The 17,238-nt window shown below is 67.4% G+C and carries 14 protein-coding genes; 7 read left to right on the top strand and 7 right to left on the bottom strand.

Annotated elements, in window-relative coordinates:
• Window positions 1-103: 103 nt before the first annotated feature.
• Both gyrB and ACX40P_RS13885 read left to right on the top strand, forming a co-directional pair.
• On the top strand, window positions 104-2,617 hold the full coding sequence (gene gyrB, locus ACX40P_RS13890) for a DNA topoisomerase (ATP-hydrolyzing) subunit B (protein ID WP_459126956.1): 2,514 nt from the start codon (window positions 104-106) through the stop codon (window positions 2,615-2,617).
• Window positions 2,610-2,876: a GNAT family N-acetyltransferase gene (locus ACX40P_RS13885; RefSeq protein ID WP_459126955.1), complete on the top strand. Its 267-nt coding sequence runs from the start codon at window positions 2,610-2,612 to the stop codon at window positions 2,874-2,876. The genes gyrB and ACX40P_RS13885 overlap by 8 nt, the downstream gene beginning before the upstream one ends.
• A 510-nt stretch (window positions 2,877-3,386) precedes the next feature.
• Here ACX40P_RS13885 and ACX40P_RS13880 read toward each other — a convergent pair.
• From ACX40P_RS13880 to ACX40P_RS13865, 4 genes are all read right to left on the bottom strand, one after another.
• On the bottom strand, window positions 3,387-4,826 hold the full coding sequence (locus ACX40P_RS13880) for an ammonium transporter (RefSeq protein WP_459126954.1): 1,440 nt from the start codon (window positions 4,824-4,826) through the stop codon (window positions 3,387-3,389).
• A gap of 11 nt (window positions 4,827-4,837) precedes the next feature.
• Window positions 4,838-5,176, bottom strand: a complete 339-nt coding sequence (locus tag ACX40P_RS13875; RefSeq protein WP_459126953.1) for a P-II family nitrogen regulator — start codon at window positions 5,174-5,176, stop codon at window positions 4,838-4,840.
• A gap of 146 nt (window positions 5,177-5,322) precedes the next feature.
• Window positions 5,323-5,523 (bottom strand): putative signal transducing protein, encoded by a 201-nt coding sequence (locus ACX40P_RS13870; RefSeq protein ID WP_459126952.1) that lies wholly within the window; start codon window positions 5,521-5,523, stop codon window positions 5,323-5,325.
• A gap of 10 nt (window positions 5,524-5,533) precedes the next feature.
• Entirely contained in the window at window positions 5,534-6,232 is a 699-nt protein-coding gene (locus tag ACX40P_RS13865; RefSeq protein WP_459126951.1) for a uracil-DNA glycosylase, read from the bottom strand.
• Between the two features lie 45 nt (window positions 6,233-6,277).
• Between ACX40P_RS13865 and ACX40P_RS13860 the strand changes: the two genes are divergently transcribed.
• The gene (locus ACX40P_RS13860) at window positions 6,278-6,649 is read left to right on the top strand and encodes a tRNA-binding protein (RefSeq protein ID WP_459126950.1); all 372 of its coding nucleotides are present in this window, start codon (window positions 6,278-6,280) and stop codon (window positions 6,647-6,649) included.
• Window positions 6,650-6,660: 11 nt separating this feature from the next.
• Here the strand turns inward: ACX40P_RS13860 and ACX40P_RS13855 are convergent, their stop codons facing one another.
• On the bottom strand, window positions 6,661-7,911 hold the full coding sequence (locus tag ACX40P_RS13855) for a family 43 glycosylhydrolase (RefSeq protein WP_459126949.1): 1,251 nt from the start codon (window positions 7,909-7,911) through the stop codon (window positions 6,661-6,663).
• The gene (locus ACX40P_RS13850; RefSeq protein WP_459126948.1) at window positions 7,911-10,784 is read right to left on the bottom strand and encodes a TonB-dependent receptor; all 2,874 of its coding nucleotides are present in this window, start codon (window positions 10,782-10,784) and stop codon (window positions 7,911-7,913) included. Before ACX40P_RS13850 ends, ACX40P_RS13855 begins: the two co-directional genes overlap by 1 nt.
• A gap of 240 nt (window positions 10,785-11,024) precedes the next feature.
• Here ACX40P_RS13850 and ACX40P_RS13845 point away from each other — a divergent pair, with 240 nt between their 5' ends.
• Together ACX40P_RS13845 and ACX40P_RS13840 are read left to right on the top strand one after the other, a co-directional pair.
• A complete protein-coding gene (locus ACX40P_RS13845; protein ID WP_459126947.1) occupies window positions 11,025-12,353 on the top strand; it encodes an MFS transporter in 1,329 nt (442 codons plus the stop codon).
• Complete coding sequence (locus tag ACX40P_RS13840) at window positions 12,350-14,200, top strand: hypothetical protein (RefSeq protein WP_459126946.1); 1,851 nt, start codon at window positions 12,350-12,352, stop codon at window positions 14,198-14,200. Before ACX40P_RS13845 ends, ACX40P_RS13840 begins: the two co-directional genes overlap by 4 nt.
• Window positions 14,201-14,275: 75 nt before the next feature.
• Here the strand turns inward: ACX40P_RS13840 and ACX40P_RS13835 are convergent, their stop codons facing one another.
• Complete coding sequence (locus ACX40P_RS13835; RefSeq protein WP_459126945.1) at window positions 14,276-15,166, bottom strand: LysR family transcriptional regulator; 891 nt, start codon at window positions 15,164-15,166, stop codon at window positions 14,276-14,278.
• Between the two features lie 121 nt (window positions 15,167-15,287).
• Between ACX40P_RS13835 and kdgD the strand changes: the two genes are divergently transcribed.
• Window positions 15,288-16,214: a 5-dehydro-4-deoxyglucarate dehydratase gene (gene kdgD, locus ACX40P_RS13830; RefSeq protein WP_459126944.1), complete on the top strand. Its 927-nt coding sequence runs from the start codon at window positions 15,288-15,290 to the stop codon at window positions 16,212-16,214.
• Window positions 16,211-17,182: an alpha/beta hydrolase gene (locus tag ACX40P_RS13825; protein ID WP_459126943.1), complete on the top strand. Its 972-nt coding sequence runs from the start codon at window positions 16,211-16,213 to the stop codon at window positions 17,180-17,182. The genes kdgD and ACX40P_RS13825 overlap by 4 nt, the downstream gene beginning before the upstream one ends.
• Window positions 17,183-17,238 lie beyond the last annotated feature (56 nt).

Genomic DNA, 17,238 nt, shown 5'->3' with positions numbered 1-17,238 from the left:
GCCGTCCACGCGATCCGCCGCTGCCGCGGGGCGCTCCGTCGCCGGGCAGGCCGACCGGCCACGCCGCCCCATTTCGCTTTCGTTACATCGCGCGCATCCCTATATGCGCGGCATGGACGAAACACCCGAAAACACGCCGAACACCAACGACTATGGCGCCTCCTCGATCAAGGTGCTCAAGGGCCTCGACGCCGTGCGCAAGCGGCCGGGCATGTACATCGGCGACACCGACGACGGCTCGGGCCTCCACCACATGGTGTTCGAAGTGTCGGACAATGCGATCGACGAGGCGCTGGCCGGGCATTGCGACCGCATCGTCATCCAGCTGAATGCCGACGGCTCGGTCAGCGTCGAGGACAACGGCCGCGGCATCCCGACCGGCATCCATCCGGAGGAAGGCGTCTCGGCGGCCGAGGTCATCATGACCCAGCTCCACGCCGGCGGAAAGTTCGAGAACACGTCGGACGACAACGCCTACAAGGTGTCGGGCGGCCTGCACGGCGTCGGCGTCTCGGTCGTCAATGCGCTGAGCGAATGGCTCGACCTGACGATCTGGCGCGACGGCGAAGAGAATTACATGCGCTTCGCCCACGGCGACGCGGTCGCGCCCTTGAAGGTCACCGGCCCGTCGAACGGCCGCAAGGGCACGAAGGTCACCTTCCTCGCCAGCCCGTCGACCTTCAAGATCACCGAATACGACTTCGAGAAGCTCGAGCATCGCTACCGCGAACTGGCCTTCCTAAACTCGGGCGTGCGCCTGTTCCTGCGCGATGCGCGGCATGAGGAGGTGAAGGAGGTCGAGCTCTATTACGAAGGCGGCATCGCCGCGTTCGTGAAGTATCTCGATCGCAACAAGACCCCGCTGATGCCCGATCCCGTCGCGATCGGCGGCACCCGCGACGACGTGACGATCGACGTCGCGCTGGAATGGAACGACAGCTATTACGAGAACGTCCTCGCCTTTACCAACAACATCCCCCAACGCGACGGCGGCACCCACATCGCCGCGTTCCGCGCCGCGCTGACGCGCACGCTGAACAACTATGCCGACAAGTCGGGCATGCTGAAGAAGGAGAAGGTCACCCTCACCGGCGACGACATGCGCGAGGGGCTGACCGCGATCGTCAGCGTGAAGCTGCCCGATCCGAAGTTCAGCAGCCAGACCAAGGACAAGCTGGTCAGTTCCGAGGTCCGCCAGCCGCTCGAAAGCCTGATGGCCGACAAGCTCGCCGAATGGCTGGAGGAAAACCCCCAGGTCGCGCGCCAGATCATCCAGAAGGTGATAGACGCTGCCGCCGCGCGCGAAGCCGCGAAGAAGGCGCGCGAGCTGACCCGGCGCAAGGGCGCGATGGACATCGCCTCCCTCCCCGGCAAGCTCGCCGACTGCCAGGAGCGTGACCCCGCCAAGTCCGAACTGTTCCTGGTCGAGGGCGATTCCGCCGGTGGCTCGGCCAAGCAGGGCCGCGACCGCCATTATCAGGCGATCCTCCCCCTGCGCGGCAAGATCCTGAATGTCGAGCGCGCTCGCTTCGACCGGATGATCTCCAGCCGGGAGATCGGCACGCTGATCCAGGCGATGGGCACCGGCATCCTCGACGAATTCAACCTCGAGAAGCTGCGCTATCACAAGATTGTCATCATGACCGACGCCGACGTCGACGGCGCGCATATCCGCACGCTGCTGCTGACCTTCTTCTACCGCCACATGCCGCAGATCATCTCGGCCGGTCACCTCTACATCGCCCAGCCGCCGCTCTACAAAGCGACCAAGGCGCGCTCAGAAGTCTACCTCAAGGACGATGCGGCGCTCGACCAGTATCTGGTCGATGCCGGCGTCGGCCTGTCGGTGCTGGAGGGCGTCGGCGGTGCCCGCTCGGGCGAGGATCTGCGGGTGCTGGTCGAACATGCGCGGCGGATGCGCACGCTGATGCGCTTCGTGCCGCGCCGCTACGACGCCGGCATCGTCGAGGCGCTGGCGCTGGGCGGCGCGCTCGCGCCCGACGCCTCGCAGGACAGCCGCACCGCCAGCCTCGCCGCTGTCACCCGCCGCCTCGAACAGACCGACGAGGGCGCCCGCTGGACCGCGCGCGTCACCGAAGAGGGCGGCTTCCACTTCGAACGCCTGTGGCGCGGCGTCACCGACCATCACGTGATCGAGGGGGCGTTCGCCGGCTCGGCCGAGGGGCGCAAGCTCCACGTGCTGGCGATGGAGGCCGCCGACAGCTACGCCGGCCTCGCCAAGCTGGTGCCGCTGAAAGTCGCGCAGCCGGTCGAGGAAGCGCCGGCCGAAGCCGACGAGGACGGTGAGAGTGCCGCCCCCGTCGCCGCCGCCAAGGGCGAGGTGCTCGTCTACCGCCCGTCGCAGCTGCTCGACGCGATCCTGACCAGCGGCCGCAAGGGCCTGTCGATCCAGCGCTACAAGGGGCTGGGCGAAATGAACGCCGACCAGCTGTGGGAAACCACGCTGGACCCGGAAAACCGCTCGATGCTGATCGTGCAGGTCGATCAGGCCGATGTCGCGGACGAGATCTTCACCCGCCTGATGGGCGACGTGGTCGAGCCGCGCCGCGAATTCATTCAGGAAAACGCGCTCACGGTCGCCAACCTCGATGTGTGAGGTTCGCGATACGGGCGCGCGCTACGAACTGGTTGAGGACGGCGAGACCGCCTTCGCCGCCTACGACCGATCGGGCGACACGGTCACCTTCACCCACACGATCGTGCCGAAGGCGATCGGCGGCCGCGGCGTCGCCTCCCGCCTGATCGCCGCCGCGCTGGCGGACGTGCGCACGCGCGGGCTGAAGGTCGTCCCGCAATGCGCGTTCGTCGCGGCCTATATCGACAAGCATCCCGGCGAGCGCGACCTGCTGGCCTAGGTCAAGCGCCGGCGTCGGGCCTGCCTAAACCGCAAACCCGGGCATTGCTCATGATCGGCTTCGGCGCGATCGGTGGCTCCTTGCGCCACCGCCGCCGCACGACCGGCGTCACCTTCGAATAGCAGGCCGGCGCCGCCGGCCGGTTCGATACTGACCAGCGGAGTCTGTCCTACAAGCCTGGTGATCTGCCATGCCGAGCCATGGTCCGGACGCTGCCTCGAAACTCGCGCATCTCGCCCCCCGCTGTACAGCGTCGCCCTTTGCGCGCTGTACAGGCGGCGCCCCGTCCGCAGGTTGCGACGTTCTCAACATTCAGCGTGACGCTCAACCAACCGGTTGAGCATCGCGCGCCAAAAACGGCGGATTTCCGTGCCTGCGACGCGCCGCACGTCTCAACTTTCTCAACGTTCACGCTCAACCATCCGATTGAGCATCGCCCGGCGCGCGCACAAAAAATGGCCGGTGTGTCGCCACACCGGCCAGTCGTCCGCAGGAGGAACCTCTTCGAAATCAGTAGTTGTAGGCGCGCTCGCCGTGTTCGTTGATGTCGAGACCCTCGGTCTCGACCTCTGCCGACGGGCGCAGGCCGATGGTGTGCTTGAGCACCAGGAACAGGACGAGCGAGACGACGCCGGTCCAGACCACGGTGGTGCCGACCGCCCAGATCTGGGTGATGACCTGGCCGACCAGATCATATTCGCCGGCCTTGGCGACGGGGGCGGTATAGTCGATCCAGCCCTGCCCGCCGAGCGACGGTGCCGCGACGATGCCGGTGCCGATCGCGCCGATGATGCCGCCGACGCAGTGGATGCCGAACACGTCCAGCGTGTCGTCGTACTTCAGCTTGTTCTTCACCGTGGTCACGAAGAAGAAGCAGACGAGGCTGGCGACCGCGCCCAGCAGGATCGCGGTGCCGGGGTGGGCGAAGCCCGCCGCCGGGGTGATCGCGACCAGCCCGGCGACGACGCCCGATGCCGCACCCAGCAGCGACGGCTTCTTGTGCACGATCTGCTCGATCACCGCCCAGGTCACGCCCGCCGCCGCGGTGGCGGTGAAGGTGTTGATGAAGGCGAGCGCGCCGAAGGCATTGGCTTCGAGGCCGGAGCCGGCGTTGAACCCGAACCAGCCGATCCACAGCAGGCTGGCGCCGATCATGGTCATCACCAGGCTGTGCGGCGGCATCGGCTCGGACTTGTAGCCACGGCGCGGACCGATCACGATGCAGCCGATCAGGCCGGCGATGCCCGCATTGATGTGCACGACGGTGCCGCCGGCGAAGTCGAGCGCGCCCCAGCCCCACAGCAGGCCGCTGTCGTTGGGAGCGGCCGGCAGGAAGTCCGGGCCGGCCCAGTACCACACCATGTGCGCCAGCGGGAAATAGGCGAGCGTCAGCCATGCCACCACGAAGATGATGAGCGGGGTGAACTTCACGCGTTCCGCGAACGCACCGACGATCAGCGCCGGCGTGATGCAGGCGAACGTCATCTGGAAGATGATGAAGACATATTCGGGCAGGTAGACGCCGTTGGAGAAGGTCGCCGCGAACGTCGTCGGGTCGACCCCCTTCAGGAACATCTTGTCCAGACCGCCGAACAGTTTCGGGAAGGGCGTGCCGGTGGAGGTGAAGGCCATCGAATAGCCCCACGCGAACCACACCAGCGCGGCGACGCACACGATGGTCAGCACCTGCATCAGCACCGACAGCATGTTCTTCGTGCGGACGAGACCGCCGTAGAACAGTGCGAGTGCCGGCACCGACATCATCAGCACGAAGGCCGATGCGACCAGCATCCAGGCGACGTCGCCCTTGTTGACCATCTCGGCGGTCGGCACGAACGGCGCGGCGGCGGGCGCGGTGGCGGCGGTCTGCGCCCAGGCGGGCAGTGCGGCGAACAGGCCGATGCCCAGTCCGGCCGCCGTCTTGGCCGCAGTCTTCATGGCGTTCTTCATCATCTCCCCCCTCACAGCGCGGTCTGGTCGGTTTCGCCGGTGCGGATACGCACCGCCTGCCCGACATCGAGCACGAAGATCTTGCCGTCGCCGATCGCGCCGGTGTTGGCCGATGCCTGGATCGCCTCGACCACGCGACCTGCGATCTCGGATGCGCAGACGACCTCGATCTTGATCTTGGGCACCATGTTGGTGCTGTATTCGGCCCCCCGATATATCTCGGTCTGGCCCTTCTGCCGGCCGAAGCCCTTCACTTCGCTGACGGTCATGCCCGCGACGCCGACCTCGGTCAGCGCCTCGCGCACTTCGTCCAGCTTGAACGGCTTGATGATGGCGATGATGAGTTTCATGCGCGCCCCCTTCACGACTTTACGTGAGGACAGCGTCGCAAGCGTCGTGCCAGCCGGGTCAGGCGTTGCTTTTCAACGGGTTGCCATTGGCGTGCCCGGTAACGATGCGGTAATAAATTGTGCAGTTGCGAACATCTGCCCGAAAATCAGGCAGCGTCTATGATCGCCCTCGCCGCGTGTTCATCGTCCTCGTCGACCATCACCCGCACCGGGATCAGCAGCCAGCTGCCCTCGACGATGCTCGCCCCGCCATCGAACGCGACCCCCGGAATGCCCTCGCTCTCCAGCCGCCCGACCAGGATGTTGGCGAGGTTGCGGTCGACCCGCGCGATCTCGGTCAGGGCCATGCGTTCTCCGTCACCAATCGATCGGCGGGTCGCCGTGCGCGGTCAGGAACGCGTCGACCTGCGAAAAGGGCCGGCTCCCGAAGAAACCGCGATACGCCGACAGGGGCGAGGGATGCACCGACCGCAGCACGAGATGGCGTGGGTCGGCGAGCGCGGGAATCGCGTCCGCCTTGGCCTGCGCGTGGCTGCCCCACAGCAGGAAGGCGACCGGCCGCGGTCCGGCGGCGACATGCGCGACGATCGCGTCTGTCACTGCCTCCCAGCCCTGCCGCGCATGCGATCCCGCCTGCCCGTGCGCGACGCTCAGCACCGTGTTGAGCAGCAGCACCCCCTGCCGCGCCCAATGGTCGAGGCTCCCGCTCGCCGGGCGTGTGATACCGATGTCGCTCGCCAGTTCCTTGTGGATGTTGGCAAGGCTCGGCGGCGGGCGCACGCCAGTCGGCACGGAAAAGGCGAGGCCATGCGCCTGCCGCGGCCCGTGATAGGGATCCTGCCCGAGGATGACGACGCGCACCGCATCGGGCGGTGTCAGCTCCAGCGCACGAAACCGATCGGCAGCGGGCGGATAGACCGCGCCGGCCCGCTCCGCCGCCACCACGAAGGCGGCCAGCGCCACGCGTCGCTCATATGGCACCGCTTTAGCGACGATCTCCGCCCAGCCCGGCGGCAGGCCGAGCGGATCGTCTCGAGAGATGGCAGAAGCGGTCATCGCGACCGGCTATGCCACCGCCCGCCGCCATGGCAAACCGCGGGAATGCACATGACCCACGACCCCGCCGCGCCGATCGCCGCACAGACCGACTTCGCGACCTTCCTCGCCACCGACATTCGCGTCGGGACGATCGTCGTGGCCCTGCCCTTCCCGGAAGCGCGCAAGCCGGCGTATCGCCTCACCATCGACTTCGGCCCGGTCATCGGTCGACGCCAGTCCTCCGCGCAGATCACCGAACACTACACGCTGGAAGAGCTCGTTGGCCGTCAGGTCGCCGCCGTCGTCAACCTCCCGCCGCGCCAGATCGGTCCGATGATGTCGGAGGTGCTCACGCTCGGCTTCCCCGACGCCGAAGGCCGCGTCGTGCTCGTGACACCGACGCATGGCGTGCCGGATGGCGGGCGGCTGTTCTGAGGAATCGTTTGCTACAGCCGCCGCGGTGCGAAATCGGCGACGAGGTGCCCCTTCTCGTCCATCCGCGCGGGCACGATGCCGGGCTTCTCGCGGAACGGTGCTTCGTCGTCGTTGCCGAAGATCGTGCACCACCACCGGCCCTGCTTGTCGCGGAAGATGTTGCCGCCGCCCGCGCACGGAACGCTTTCGTAGCGGTCGGTGTACGGCCCGAACGGATTGTTCGACGTCGCCAGCGCGAAGGAATAGCGGTTGGGCACGAAGCGATCGACGGCACCCAGATAATAGCGCCCGTCATGCTTGAACATCGTCGCGCCTTCGAAGCCGATGTCCTTGTAACCATGGCGCACGCATTTCTTGTTGTGATGCGCCGGATCGGGATCGGGCGTCGCGAGCGTCACCGGCCGCCAGTCGCCGTCATAGCCCGACAGGTCCTTCTTCAGCTTCACCATCTCGAACGCGCCGCCGTAGGTCAGGTAGACCGAGCCGTCGTCGTCGCCGAACAGCGTCGCGTCGATACCGTTGCGTAAAGGAGCGTCGGGCGAGAAGGCGTGGACGTACGGCCCCTCCGCGCGGCCGGTCGTGCTGCGCAACACCGCGATGCCCGAGCGGCTGATCGAGTGGCAGATATAGTAGTTGCCGTTGATGAAGTGGATTTCCGGCGCCCACACCGCGCGGAAATACTCGCCCTTGCGCACCGTCCAGCGCTTTTCCCAGCCGCCGTCGCGCTCGATGCTCCAGACGAGGCCCAGATAGTCCCAGCGCTTCAGGTCGGGCGAGCGCCACAGTTCGACGCCGTCGTTTGCCTTCCAGATGTCGTCGCCGGTCGACCCGGTCATATAATAGTTGCCGTCGCCGCCCAGACACACGATCGTGTCACGCAGGTGGAGGTGCAGCAACGGCTTCACCGGCGGGATCAGACCCTGCGTGACGACGCGGCCGGAGTCGGAGTCGCCCCAGGGCAGCAGGTTGGCGGGCGGCTTGCCCGGCCCCTTGTAGCGCACGCCCTTGCGATCGACCGCCGCCTCGCTCGTTACCCAGCCGCCACGCTCGGTGGCGGGGGTGACGCGCTCGCCGGGGCCACTGCGCCGCGCCACGTCGTAATAGCCGGCGGGCGGCGGCGGCACCGGGCGACCGACGTCGTCCTCGATCGGGAACGGCGGTCGCCGCACCGGCTGCTGCGCGAAGAGGCTGGAGCCGGTGCCGGCCAGCGCGATGCCGCCGGCCAGGACCGCCCGGCGATCGAACGACGGAACCCGCGCCATCAGTAGCGGAACCGCGCGCCGAAGTAGAACTGCCGTCCGAACCGGTGGTTCAGCACGACGCGGTTGCGGGCATCGATATACTGGTCCTTCGGCTCGTCGGTCAGGTTGTTGCCCTCCGCCGTCAGCGTGATCGACTTGGTGATATTGATGCCGATCGAGGCGTCGACGTTGGTCGATCCGTTCACGCCCTCCTCGCTGCTCTGCTCGCGCGCGCCGCCGCCGAACGCCTCGACGTATTTCGAGCGGTAGGACACCGATCCGCGCAGGCTGAACAACTTGTCCTCATAGAACAGGGTGCCGTTGGCGGTGTGGCGCGACAGGTTGGTCAGCGGCCCGATGACCGTCCCCGTGCCCCCAGGTCCCGGATAGCGCAGGTCCGCCTTCACATAGGTGTAGTTCGTCAGGATGCCGAGGTTGTGGAGGAAGCCCGGCAGGAAGTTCAGCTGATGCTGGTAGTTGATCTCGAACCCGCGCAGCTTGCCGCCCTCGCCGTTGATCGTCCGGCGCACGGTCACGGGGATGGTCGGCGACAGCCCCTGGTCGGTGGCGAGGTTCAGCGGGAAACCGAGTTCGTTGAACGGGATCAGCGTCGAGATCTGCGTGCCGCTGAGCGAGCCGATATCCTTCTGGAACACGCTGACCGCGAGCAGCGAACCGCGTGCGAAATACCATTCGGCCGACAGGTCGAGGTTGAATGCCGACGTCGGGTTCAGGAACGGATTGCCCTGATTGAATACCTGGTTCGCCGCCTGCAACGTCAGGCTGCCGCCCGGCGACAGCGCGCCCAGCCCCGGCCGGGTGATGACGTCGGCCGCACCAAAGCGCAGCTGGAAGTTGGGCGTCAGTTCGGCGACGAGGTTCATCGACGGCAGCCAGTTGGTGTAGCTGCGCTCGACCGTGATCGGATTGGCGACGCCGCTCGCCAGACCATAGCCGAACGAGGTCTGGTCGGTCTTCACATAGCGCACGCCGGCATCGCCGCGAATGGTGATGTCGCCGAACTGCCGCGAGAAATCGGCCATGAACCAGATCGCCTTGTCGGCTTCCCGGATGTTGCCGGTGTTGCTCGCGGCGGTCGTGTTCGGATTGGTGCCCGCCACGTCCCGTCCGTTGACGCGGAAGTCGACCGACTGGCCGTTGATGGTCGTGACGCAGTTGCAATAGATGCCAAGCGTATCGACGAAGCCCTGCAAATTCGGGATGACATAGCTGCTGCGCTGCGGATCGCCGGTCACGCCGTTGAAGGGCGTCGTCAGCGCGGCGACCTGCGCCGCGGTCAGCGTGCCCGACGTGGTTTCCGCGACGAAGCGGCGCGATTCGAACGTCGCGTAGCGGAAGCGGCGATATTCGCCGCCGAGCGACAGCTTGAACCCTTCCGCCACGTCCCACTCTCCGCCGAGCTTCGTCGACAGGAAGTCGTTGGTGACTTCGTTCTGGCGGATGCGGATGTCCGACGTGCCGTTGATGAACGACCAGCTCGCCGGGCTGGCGGTGTCGAAGCCCCAGTTGATGACCGGCTGGCGATCATTGTCGCGGTAATCCCAGCTGAAGCCGTTGGTGTTCAGCCGGTCCAGCACGACGGTCGTCTGCACGGGGCTGAAGAATTTCGATTTCGAATAGCCGGCATAGCCGTTCAGCCGGACGCTGTCGGACAGCGCCTGGGTGACCACGGTGTTGTACTGCTGGAACGTCGTGGTGAATTCGTCGTGGCGCGATTCGATGCGTGCGTCGACGTTGTCGAACACGCCGTAGACCAACTCGTTGTCGGCGTTGACCTCACCCGTGCGGATGATCGTCTGCGGCTTGCCGGCGGCACCGGCGCGGCTGAACGACAGCGCCTCGATGTAGTTCTCGTCACGCGTCGTGTCCGACTTCGCGTACAGCCCCTCGATCACGATCTCGGTCCGGTCGGTCGGCTTGAACTGCACCGCGCCGGTCAGCCCCAGCCGCTCGATGTTGTTCGACCATGTGTCATAGCGCGGGATGCGCGGGTGATAGATCAGGTTGCTCCAGTTCGACCCGTCGTTCGCCGGCACGGTGTTGATCCGCGCGACGCTGACGCCCGGCAGGGTGGAGGCGGCGCTGAACCCGCCGTTGGCGCCGGTCGGGCTCCAGCGGACGGTCGAATGCCCCTCCTCGTCGATCGTGCGGGTCGAATAGGCGGCGGAGAACAGTGCGCCGATCGTGCCGGCCGCGTTCTGCCAACCGACGAGGCCGGCGAGGCGCGGGTCCCAGGACTTCGACAGGTCGTTGTAGCCTGCGCGCGCCGACCCGGCGATCACGAACCGGTCGCGATAGTCGAGCGGGCGTGCCGCCTGAAGATCGACGGTCGCGCCGAGCGAGCCTTCCTCCACCGAGGCCGAGGCGGTCTTGCGCACGGTCAGCGAGTTGAACAGTTCGGATGCGAACACGTTGAAGTCGAACCCGCGCCCGCGGTTCACCGCGCCGCCCGCGTCCGACCCGCCGGTCGTCGCGACCGCCTCCATGCCGTTGATCCGCACGCGGGTGTATTCAGGGCCGAGGCCGCGCACCGCGATCGCCCGCCCCTCGCCACCTTCACGCGAGATGGCGACGCCGGGGATGCGCTGCAGCGATTCGGCGAGGTTGTTGTCGGGGAATTTGGCGATGTCCTCCGACTTGATGACGTCGACCGATCCGGTCGCCAGCCGCTTGTCGTTCTGCGCATCCTGGATCGAGCTGCGAAAGCCGGTGACGACGATGTCGGCGGCCTCGGGCTCCGAGACGTCGGTCGTCTGCGGTTCGGCGGGGGGCGCGGTCTGCGCCGCGGCGGGGACGATGCAGGCGATGGCCAGAACGGTGGCGGAGGCGCTGCGGGCCAGGCTGCGGCGAAGCGCGATTGCGGACGAAACCATAGTCATCTCCCCTGATTTCCCGGCCGTGTCGGACCCGCGAGATACGCGCGCCGCCGCCGATGGTCTTGTGATCCACCGACGATAGGCGTGCCCGCGGTCACGTTCGCGGGCGAATCGGGGATCGATCGATGCGCCTGCCGCATCGGTCGAGTTCCTTTGCGGCATGGAAGCACCCGCCCCCGCTGGCCTAGAGAAGATGCCGACAGAGACCGACTGGTCCACCGCGGGGAGAGAAGCGCCATGTCCGACAGCACTACCACCGCCATGCCGCCCACCCGCGTCCGCTATCTCATCATCGCGCTGATCTTCGTCATCACCTCGCTGAACTACGCCGACCGCGCGACTTTCTCGATCGCGGGCGCCTCGGCGTCGGACGAGCTGGGGCTGAGCGCGGTGCAGACCGGTTTCATCCTGTCGGCCTTCGCCTGGTCCTATGCCGCCGCGCAGATCCCGGGCGGCGCGCTGCTCGACCGGTTCGGCACGCGGCCGATCTACATCGCCGCCATCGCGACCTGGTCGGTGTTCACTGCGCTACAGGGATTCGCCGGCTTCTTCCTTGGCGCGACCGTCGTCGTGCAGCTGTTCGTGCTGCGCTTCATGGTCGGGCTGTGCGAGGCGCCGTCCTTTCCCGGCAACGCGCGCATCGTCGCGGCGTGGTTTCCGGCGCGCGAGCGCGGCACGGCATCGGCCATCTTCAACTCCGCGCAATATTTCTCGCTGGTCGCCTTCGCCCCGCTGATGGGGTGGCTGGTCCATGTCGCGGGGTGGCGCAGCGTGTTCTTCGTGATGGGTGCGCTCGGGCTGATGGCGATGGTCGCGTTCTCCGCGTTCATCCACGATCCGGTCCGCCATCGCTGGGCCAACAAAGCCGAGGTCGATCTGATCCGCGAAGGCGGCGGGCTGGTCGAGCTGGACACCGATCGCGGCAAGGGCGGCGATCCGACATTCACCTGGGCCAATGTCAGACAGCTGCTGACCAGCCGCATGATGATCGGCATCTATCTTGGCCAATATTGCATCAACGTACTGACCTATTTCTTCGTGACGTGGTTCCCGATCTACCTCGTCCGCGACCGCGGATTCGACATCCTGCAGGCGGGGTTCGTCGCGGCGGTGCCGGCATTGTGCGGGTTCGCCGGAGGGATCGCCGGCGGGCTGATGTCGGACCTGATCCTCGCGCGGACCGGGTCGGTGACGCTGGCGCGCAAGGCACCGCTGCTGGTCGGCATGCTGCTCGCCAGCCTCATCATGGTCGCGGCGAAGGTCGACAGCCAGGTCGGCGTGATCGCGCTGATGTCGCTCGCCTTCTTCGGCAAGGGGGTCGCCTCGCTCGGCTGGGCGGTGATGTCCGACGTCGCGCCGCGCAAGCTGGCGGGGCTGGCGGGCGGCGTGTTCAACACCTTCGGCAATGCGGCGGGCATCGTCACGCCGATCGTCGTCGGCATCCTCGTCGCGCGGGCGGGATCGTTCGACACCGCGCTCGTCTTCGTCGGCGCGCACTGCCTGCTGACGATCGTCGCCTATTTCGTCATCGTGCAGAAACTGGAACGGCTGGAGTTGACGGCATGACCCTCGACCGACGCACGCTGCTGGTGGCCGGCGGCACCACCGCGCTCGCCGCCGCCCTGCCCGCCGCAGCGCAGCCGACGCGCCCGGAAATCGCGATCGACACGCCGATGCCGCCGCCGCGCTGGGCCGTGCTGCAACGGCACCTGATCGAGATGCAGACCGACGCCGCCCGCGCGTTCCACGCCCGCTATTTCGATCGCAGGCACAAGATACAGGCGTTCCTGCGCTGGGGCGCCAACGACGGCCCGGACGACGCGATCGAGGCGATCAACGACTGGCCCTATCTCTATCTGATCGGCGGCGACGCCGACATGCTCGGCCTCGCCCAGGCGGTGCAGGAGGCGCATTTCCGACAGTTCTCGCGCGTCCGCACCGTCGATGTCCCGATGGGGCGTCAGGGCATGTACGTCCGCGACTTCCCGCCGCAGATGGACTGGCAGCATATCAGCGAGGGGCTGACGACCTTCAACCAACTCGGGCTCGCTACGCCGAACGATCGCAAGCTGATCGAGCGCACCCGCCGCTTCGCCGATTTCTATACCGGGCGCGACCCGAAGGCGCCCAACTACGATCCGCAGCGCCGCCTGATCCGGTCGATGTTCAACGGCAGCATCGGCCCGCTGATGCGCCCCGCCACCCCGCTCGACTGGGCGGGCGATCCGTTCGACGCCAGCCGGTTCGAAATGGTACACGGCGAATCGACCTATCAGCAGACGCTCGACCATTACCGCGAATATACCGAGACGGTCGGCGACAATCCGCTGAACCTGCATTCGACCGCGCTGGGCCTGAACGCCTGGATGCTGACCGGACATGCACGGTTCCGCGACTGGATGCTGGACTATGTCGAGGCGTGGGGCGCGCGCGCGAAGGCGAACGGCGGCATCCTGCCGAGCAACATCGGACCCGATGGCGTCGTCGGCGGCGGGGCCGGCGGGCGCTGGTACGGCGGCACCTATGGCTGGGGGTTCAGCCCGGTCAATCCGGTGACCGGCAAGCGCGAGGATCGCAACCGCATCCCGCGCGCGATCATGGGGTTCATGAACGCCTATCTCGCCACCGGCGACGACCGCTATCTGCAGGTCTGGCGCGACCAGAACGCGCGGATCAACGCGCAGGCGAAGATGGTCGACGGGAAGCTGTCCGCGCCGACCATGCACGGCGACGGCGGCTGGTATGGCTTCAAGCCCGGTCCCTACCGCGCCAACACCGGCGAGATCTGGTATCTGTCGATGCGCGAGGCCGATCGCGCCCAGATGGCGCCGTCGCCATGGACGAACTTCCTGTCCGGCACCGCGCCAGACTGGGCGGAAACATCGCTGCTCGCCGACATGGACCGGGTGCGAACGCAGATGGTGAAGGTGCGCGAGGATCGTTCGACGCCGCAGACGCGGCTCGCCGACAACCCGATCGAGCGCAATCCGGTGTCGGTCACCGCGCTGATGCACCAGACGATGGGCGCGATCCACATCGCCCGCCCGCCATGGTCGCCCACCTCCCCCAATCAGGGCGGCACGTTGCTGTTCGCGCGGCTGCGGCATTTCGACGCGGATCGCCGGCGCCCCGGCCTGCCGCAGGATGTCGCCGCGCTGGTCGAGAAGCTCGACGACACCGGCACCACGCTGTCGCTGGTGAACCTGAACCCTGCGGAAGCGCGCCGCATGATCGTGCGCGGCGGCGGCTATGGCGAGCACCGGATCGAGGCGGTGCGCATCGGCGACCGCCGCATCGCGGTGGGGAGTCGCGATGTTGCGATCCTCTTGGCACCGGGGGCGGGTGCGCGGCTGGTGCTGGAGATGCGGCGGCATAGCCAGGTGCCGACGCTGGATTGGCCAGAGGGCATATAAACCCTCCTGGCTCGGGCTGAGCTTGTCGAAGCCCTGCCCTTCGACAGGCTCAGGGCGAACGGAGTGGAGACGTTTTCACCCCGCCACCGCCTTCAGACACAGCTCCCGAAACGCCGGCAGCGCGGCATTCTCGCTCTCGCGCCGCCACGCCAGATAGAGTTCGACCGGCGTCTCCGGCTCGCAATCGAGCGGACGGAACACGACGCCGCGCGGGGCGAGGCCCGCCGCCGCCTCCGGCACGATCCCCGGCGCCAGTTCCGCGCCGACCAGCCCCAGCAGCGAATGGATCTGGGTCACATGCTGCACATAGTTGGGCGACGCGCCCGCGCGTTCGAACAGATTCTGCAACAGCGCGTGGAAATAGCCGGCGCCGCGCTGCGTATACATCACCAGATCCTGCCCGTCGAAATCGCCCGGCACGAAGCGGTCGCGCGCCGCACGCGGGTCGGCCTCCGGCAACGCGACCAGCAGCCGCTCCAGCAGCAGCGGCACGGAATCGAAGCGCACGCGGTCGACCGGCGGACGCACCAGAGCGAGGTCGATAAGCCCCGTATGCAGCGCCTCGAACTGGTCGCCCGACACCAGTTCGTGCAGTTGCAGCTCGACATCGGGCATCGCGGCTGCCGCCTGCTTGACGATGCGCGGCAGCAGGACATAGCCGGAGACGGCGGTGAAGCCGATCGATACGCGCCCCGCCTCCCCCTTCCACACCCGTCGCGCTGCCAGCGCAGCACTTTCGGACAGTCGGACGATGCGCTTGGCTTCTTGCAGGAACGTCTCCCCGGCCAGCGTCAGCGTCACCCGTCGGCTGGCCCGGTTGAACAGCTCGACGCCGAGGATGCGCTCAAGCACCTGGATCTGCCGGCTGAGCGGCGACTGGGTCATGTGCAGCCGTTCGGCGGCGCGGCCGAAGTGCAGTTCTTCCGCCAGGACGACGAAGCAGCGCAGGTGCGTGAGCTCGAACATGGGCGACAGCGTATCACGGGATCGATGCCGCGCGCACATCATATGATCCAGTCTAAGCGGTGGGTTACGAGGGGCGACGCCGCTACCACGGTGGACATAATCTCACGTTGGAGCACAAGCGATGTCGCCTCAGGATCTGGCCGCCAAGATCGGGAGCGGCCTGCTGTCGTTCCCCGTCACGCATTTCGACCGCGACATGGCGTTCGACGAGAGCGCGTATCGCGCGCATCTGACCTGGCTCAGCCAGTATGACGTCGCCGGCCTGTTCGCGGCGGGCGGCACCGGCGAGTTCTTCTCGCTGACCCCTCGCGAGGTGCCGCGCGTCGTCGCCGCCGCGGTGGCGGAGGCGGGTGGCAAGGTGCCCGTGCTGTCCGGCTGCGGCTATGGCACGACGATCGCGACCGAAATGGCGCGCGATGTCGAGAACGCCGGCGCGGCAGGCATCCTGCTGCTGCCGCCCTATCTGGTGCAGCCGTCTCAGGATGGCCTGGCCGCGCACATCGAGGCGGTGTGCAAGGCGACGTCGCTCGGCGTCATCGTCTACAACCGTGACAATGCGATCGTGAACGAGGACACGCTGGCCCGGCTGTGCGAACGCAATCCGAACCTGATCGGGTACAAGGACGGCGTCGGCGACGTCGAGCTGATGATGCGTATCTACGCGCGGATGGGCGACCGGCTGACCTATATCGGCGGGCTGCCGACCGCGGAGACGTTCGCCCCCGCCTATCTGGAGATGGGGGTCACCACCTATTCGTCGGCGATCTTCAACTTCATGCCCGAATGGGCGCTGTCCTTCTACGCCGCCGTCCGCGCGCGCGATGCGAAAACGGTGATGGCGCAGCTGGGCGACTTCGTGCTGCCCTACATCGCCATCCGCAACCGCAAGGCGGGCTATGCGGTATCGATCGTGAAGGCGGGTATGAAGGTCGTCGGCCGCGACGCCGGCCCGGTGCGCCTGCCTTTGACCGATCTGGACGGCGAGGAACTGCGTATGCTCGGCGCGTTGGTCGAGCGAGCGCAGCAGCCGCTCAGCGCCGCCGCATGAGGCTCAGCCGCCGCACATTGGTCGCCGGTGCGCTCGTCGCGCCGGCGGTCGCGCGTGCCGCGGCGACGACGACTCCGCTGGCCTTCGCCAACTCGGGGATATCGATCGACCTGTGGCCGGGGCGTCCGCCGGGATCGCCCTCCACGCTGCCGACCGAAGTCCTTGACGACCGCACCACGATTCCCGACCGTCCGGACCGGGTCGCCTACGGCATCGCCCGCCCGCGCATGATCGCGTTCCGGCCCGAGCGGCCGAACGGCGCCGCGGTGCTGGTCATGCCCGGCGGCGGCTATCGTTGGCTGGCGGTGGACAAGGGCGGCTATCAGGTCGCGAGCTGGCTCGTCGATCACGGCTTCACCGCCTTCGTCCTGATCTCCCGCCTCCCCGGCGAAGGCTGGGCCGATCGCGGCAATACCCCGCTCGCCGATGCACAGCGCGCGATGCGGATCATCCGGCGCGATGCGAAATCCTGGGGCGTGTCGCCGGAGCGGATCGGCGTGATGGGCCTGTCTGCGGGCGGCCACCTGTGCGCCGATGTCGCGAGTCGCTTCGCCACGCGCTGCTACGCCCCCATCGACGCGGCGGACACGCTGTCGGCCCGACCGCACTGCGCCGCCCCCATCTATCCGGTGGTCAGCATGGATCCGGCGATCGCCCACGCCGGATCACGCGACAAGCTGCTCGGCCCGAACCCCACGCCGGCCGCAGTCGCGGCATTGTCGGTCGATGGCAACGTCACGAAGGCGTCCCCGCCCCACTTCCTCGTCCATGCCGAGGATGACGACAACGTCCCCGTCGACAATAGTCTGCGCCTGCGCGCCGCGTTGAGGGCTGCGGGCGTTTCGGTGGACACGCATCTGTTCGCCGAGGGCGGCCACGGCTTCGGCCTGTGGAACATCGCCGGCAAACCGGTCGCCGCTTGGCCGGAGCTCTGGATGACCTGGGCGCGCCGCGTCGATCTGGCGTAACGCCACGCACGTTCACCGATCTCAACGACTTGCATCACCGGTACACGTGATTTATA

The organism is Sphingomonas sp. RS2018 (assembly GCF_054489605.1).
The sequence above is the reverse complement of the archived record's forward strand: the minus strand, read 5'-3'. Positions and strand labels throughout refer to the sequence as shown.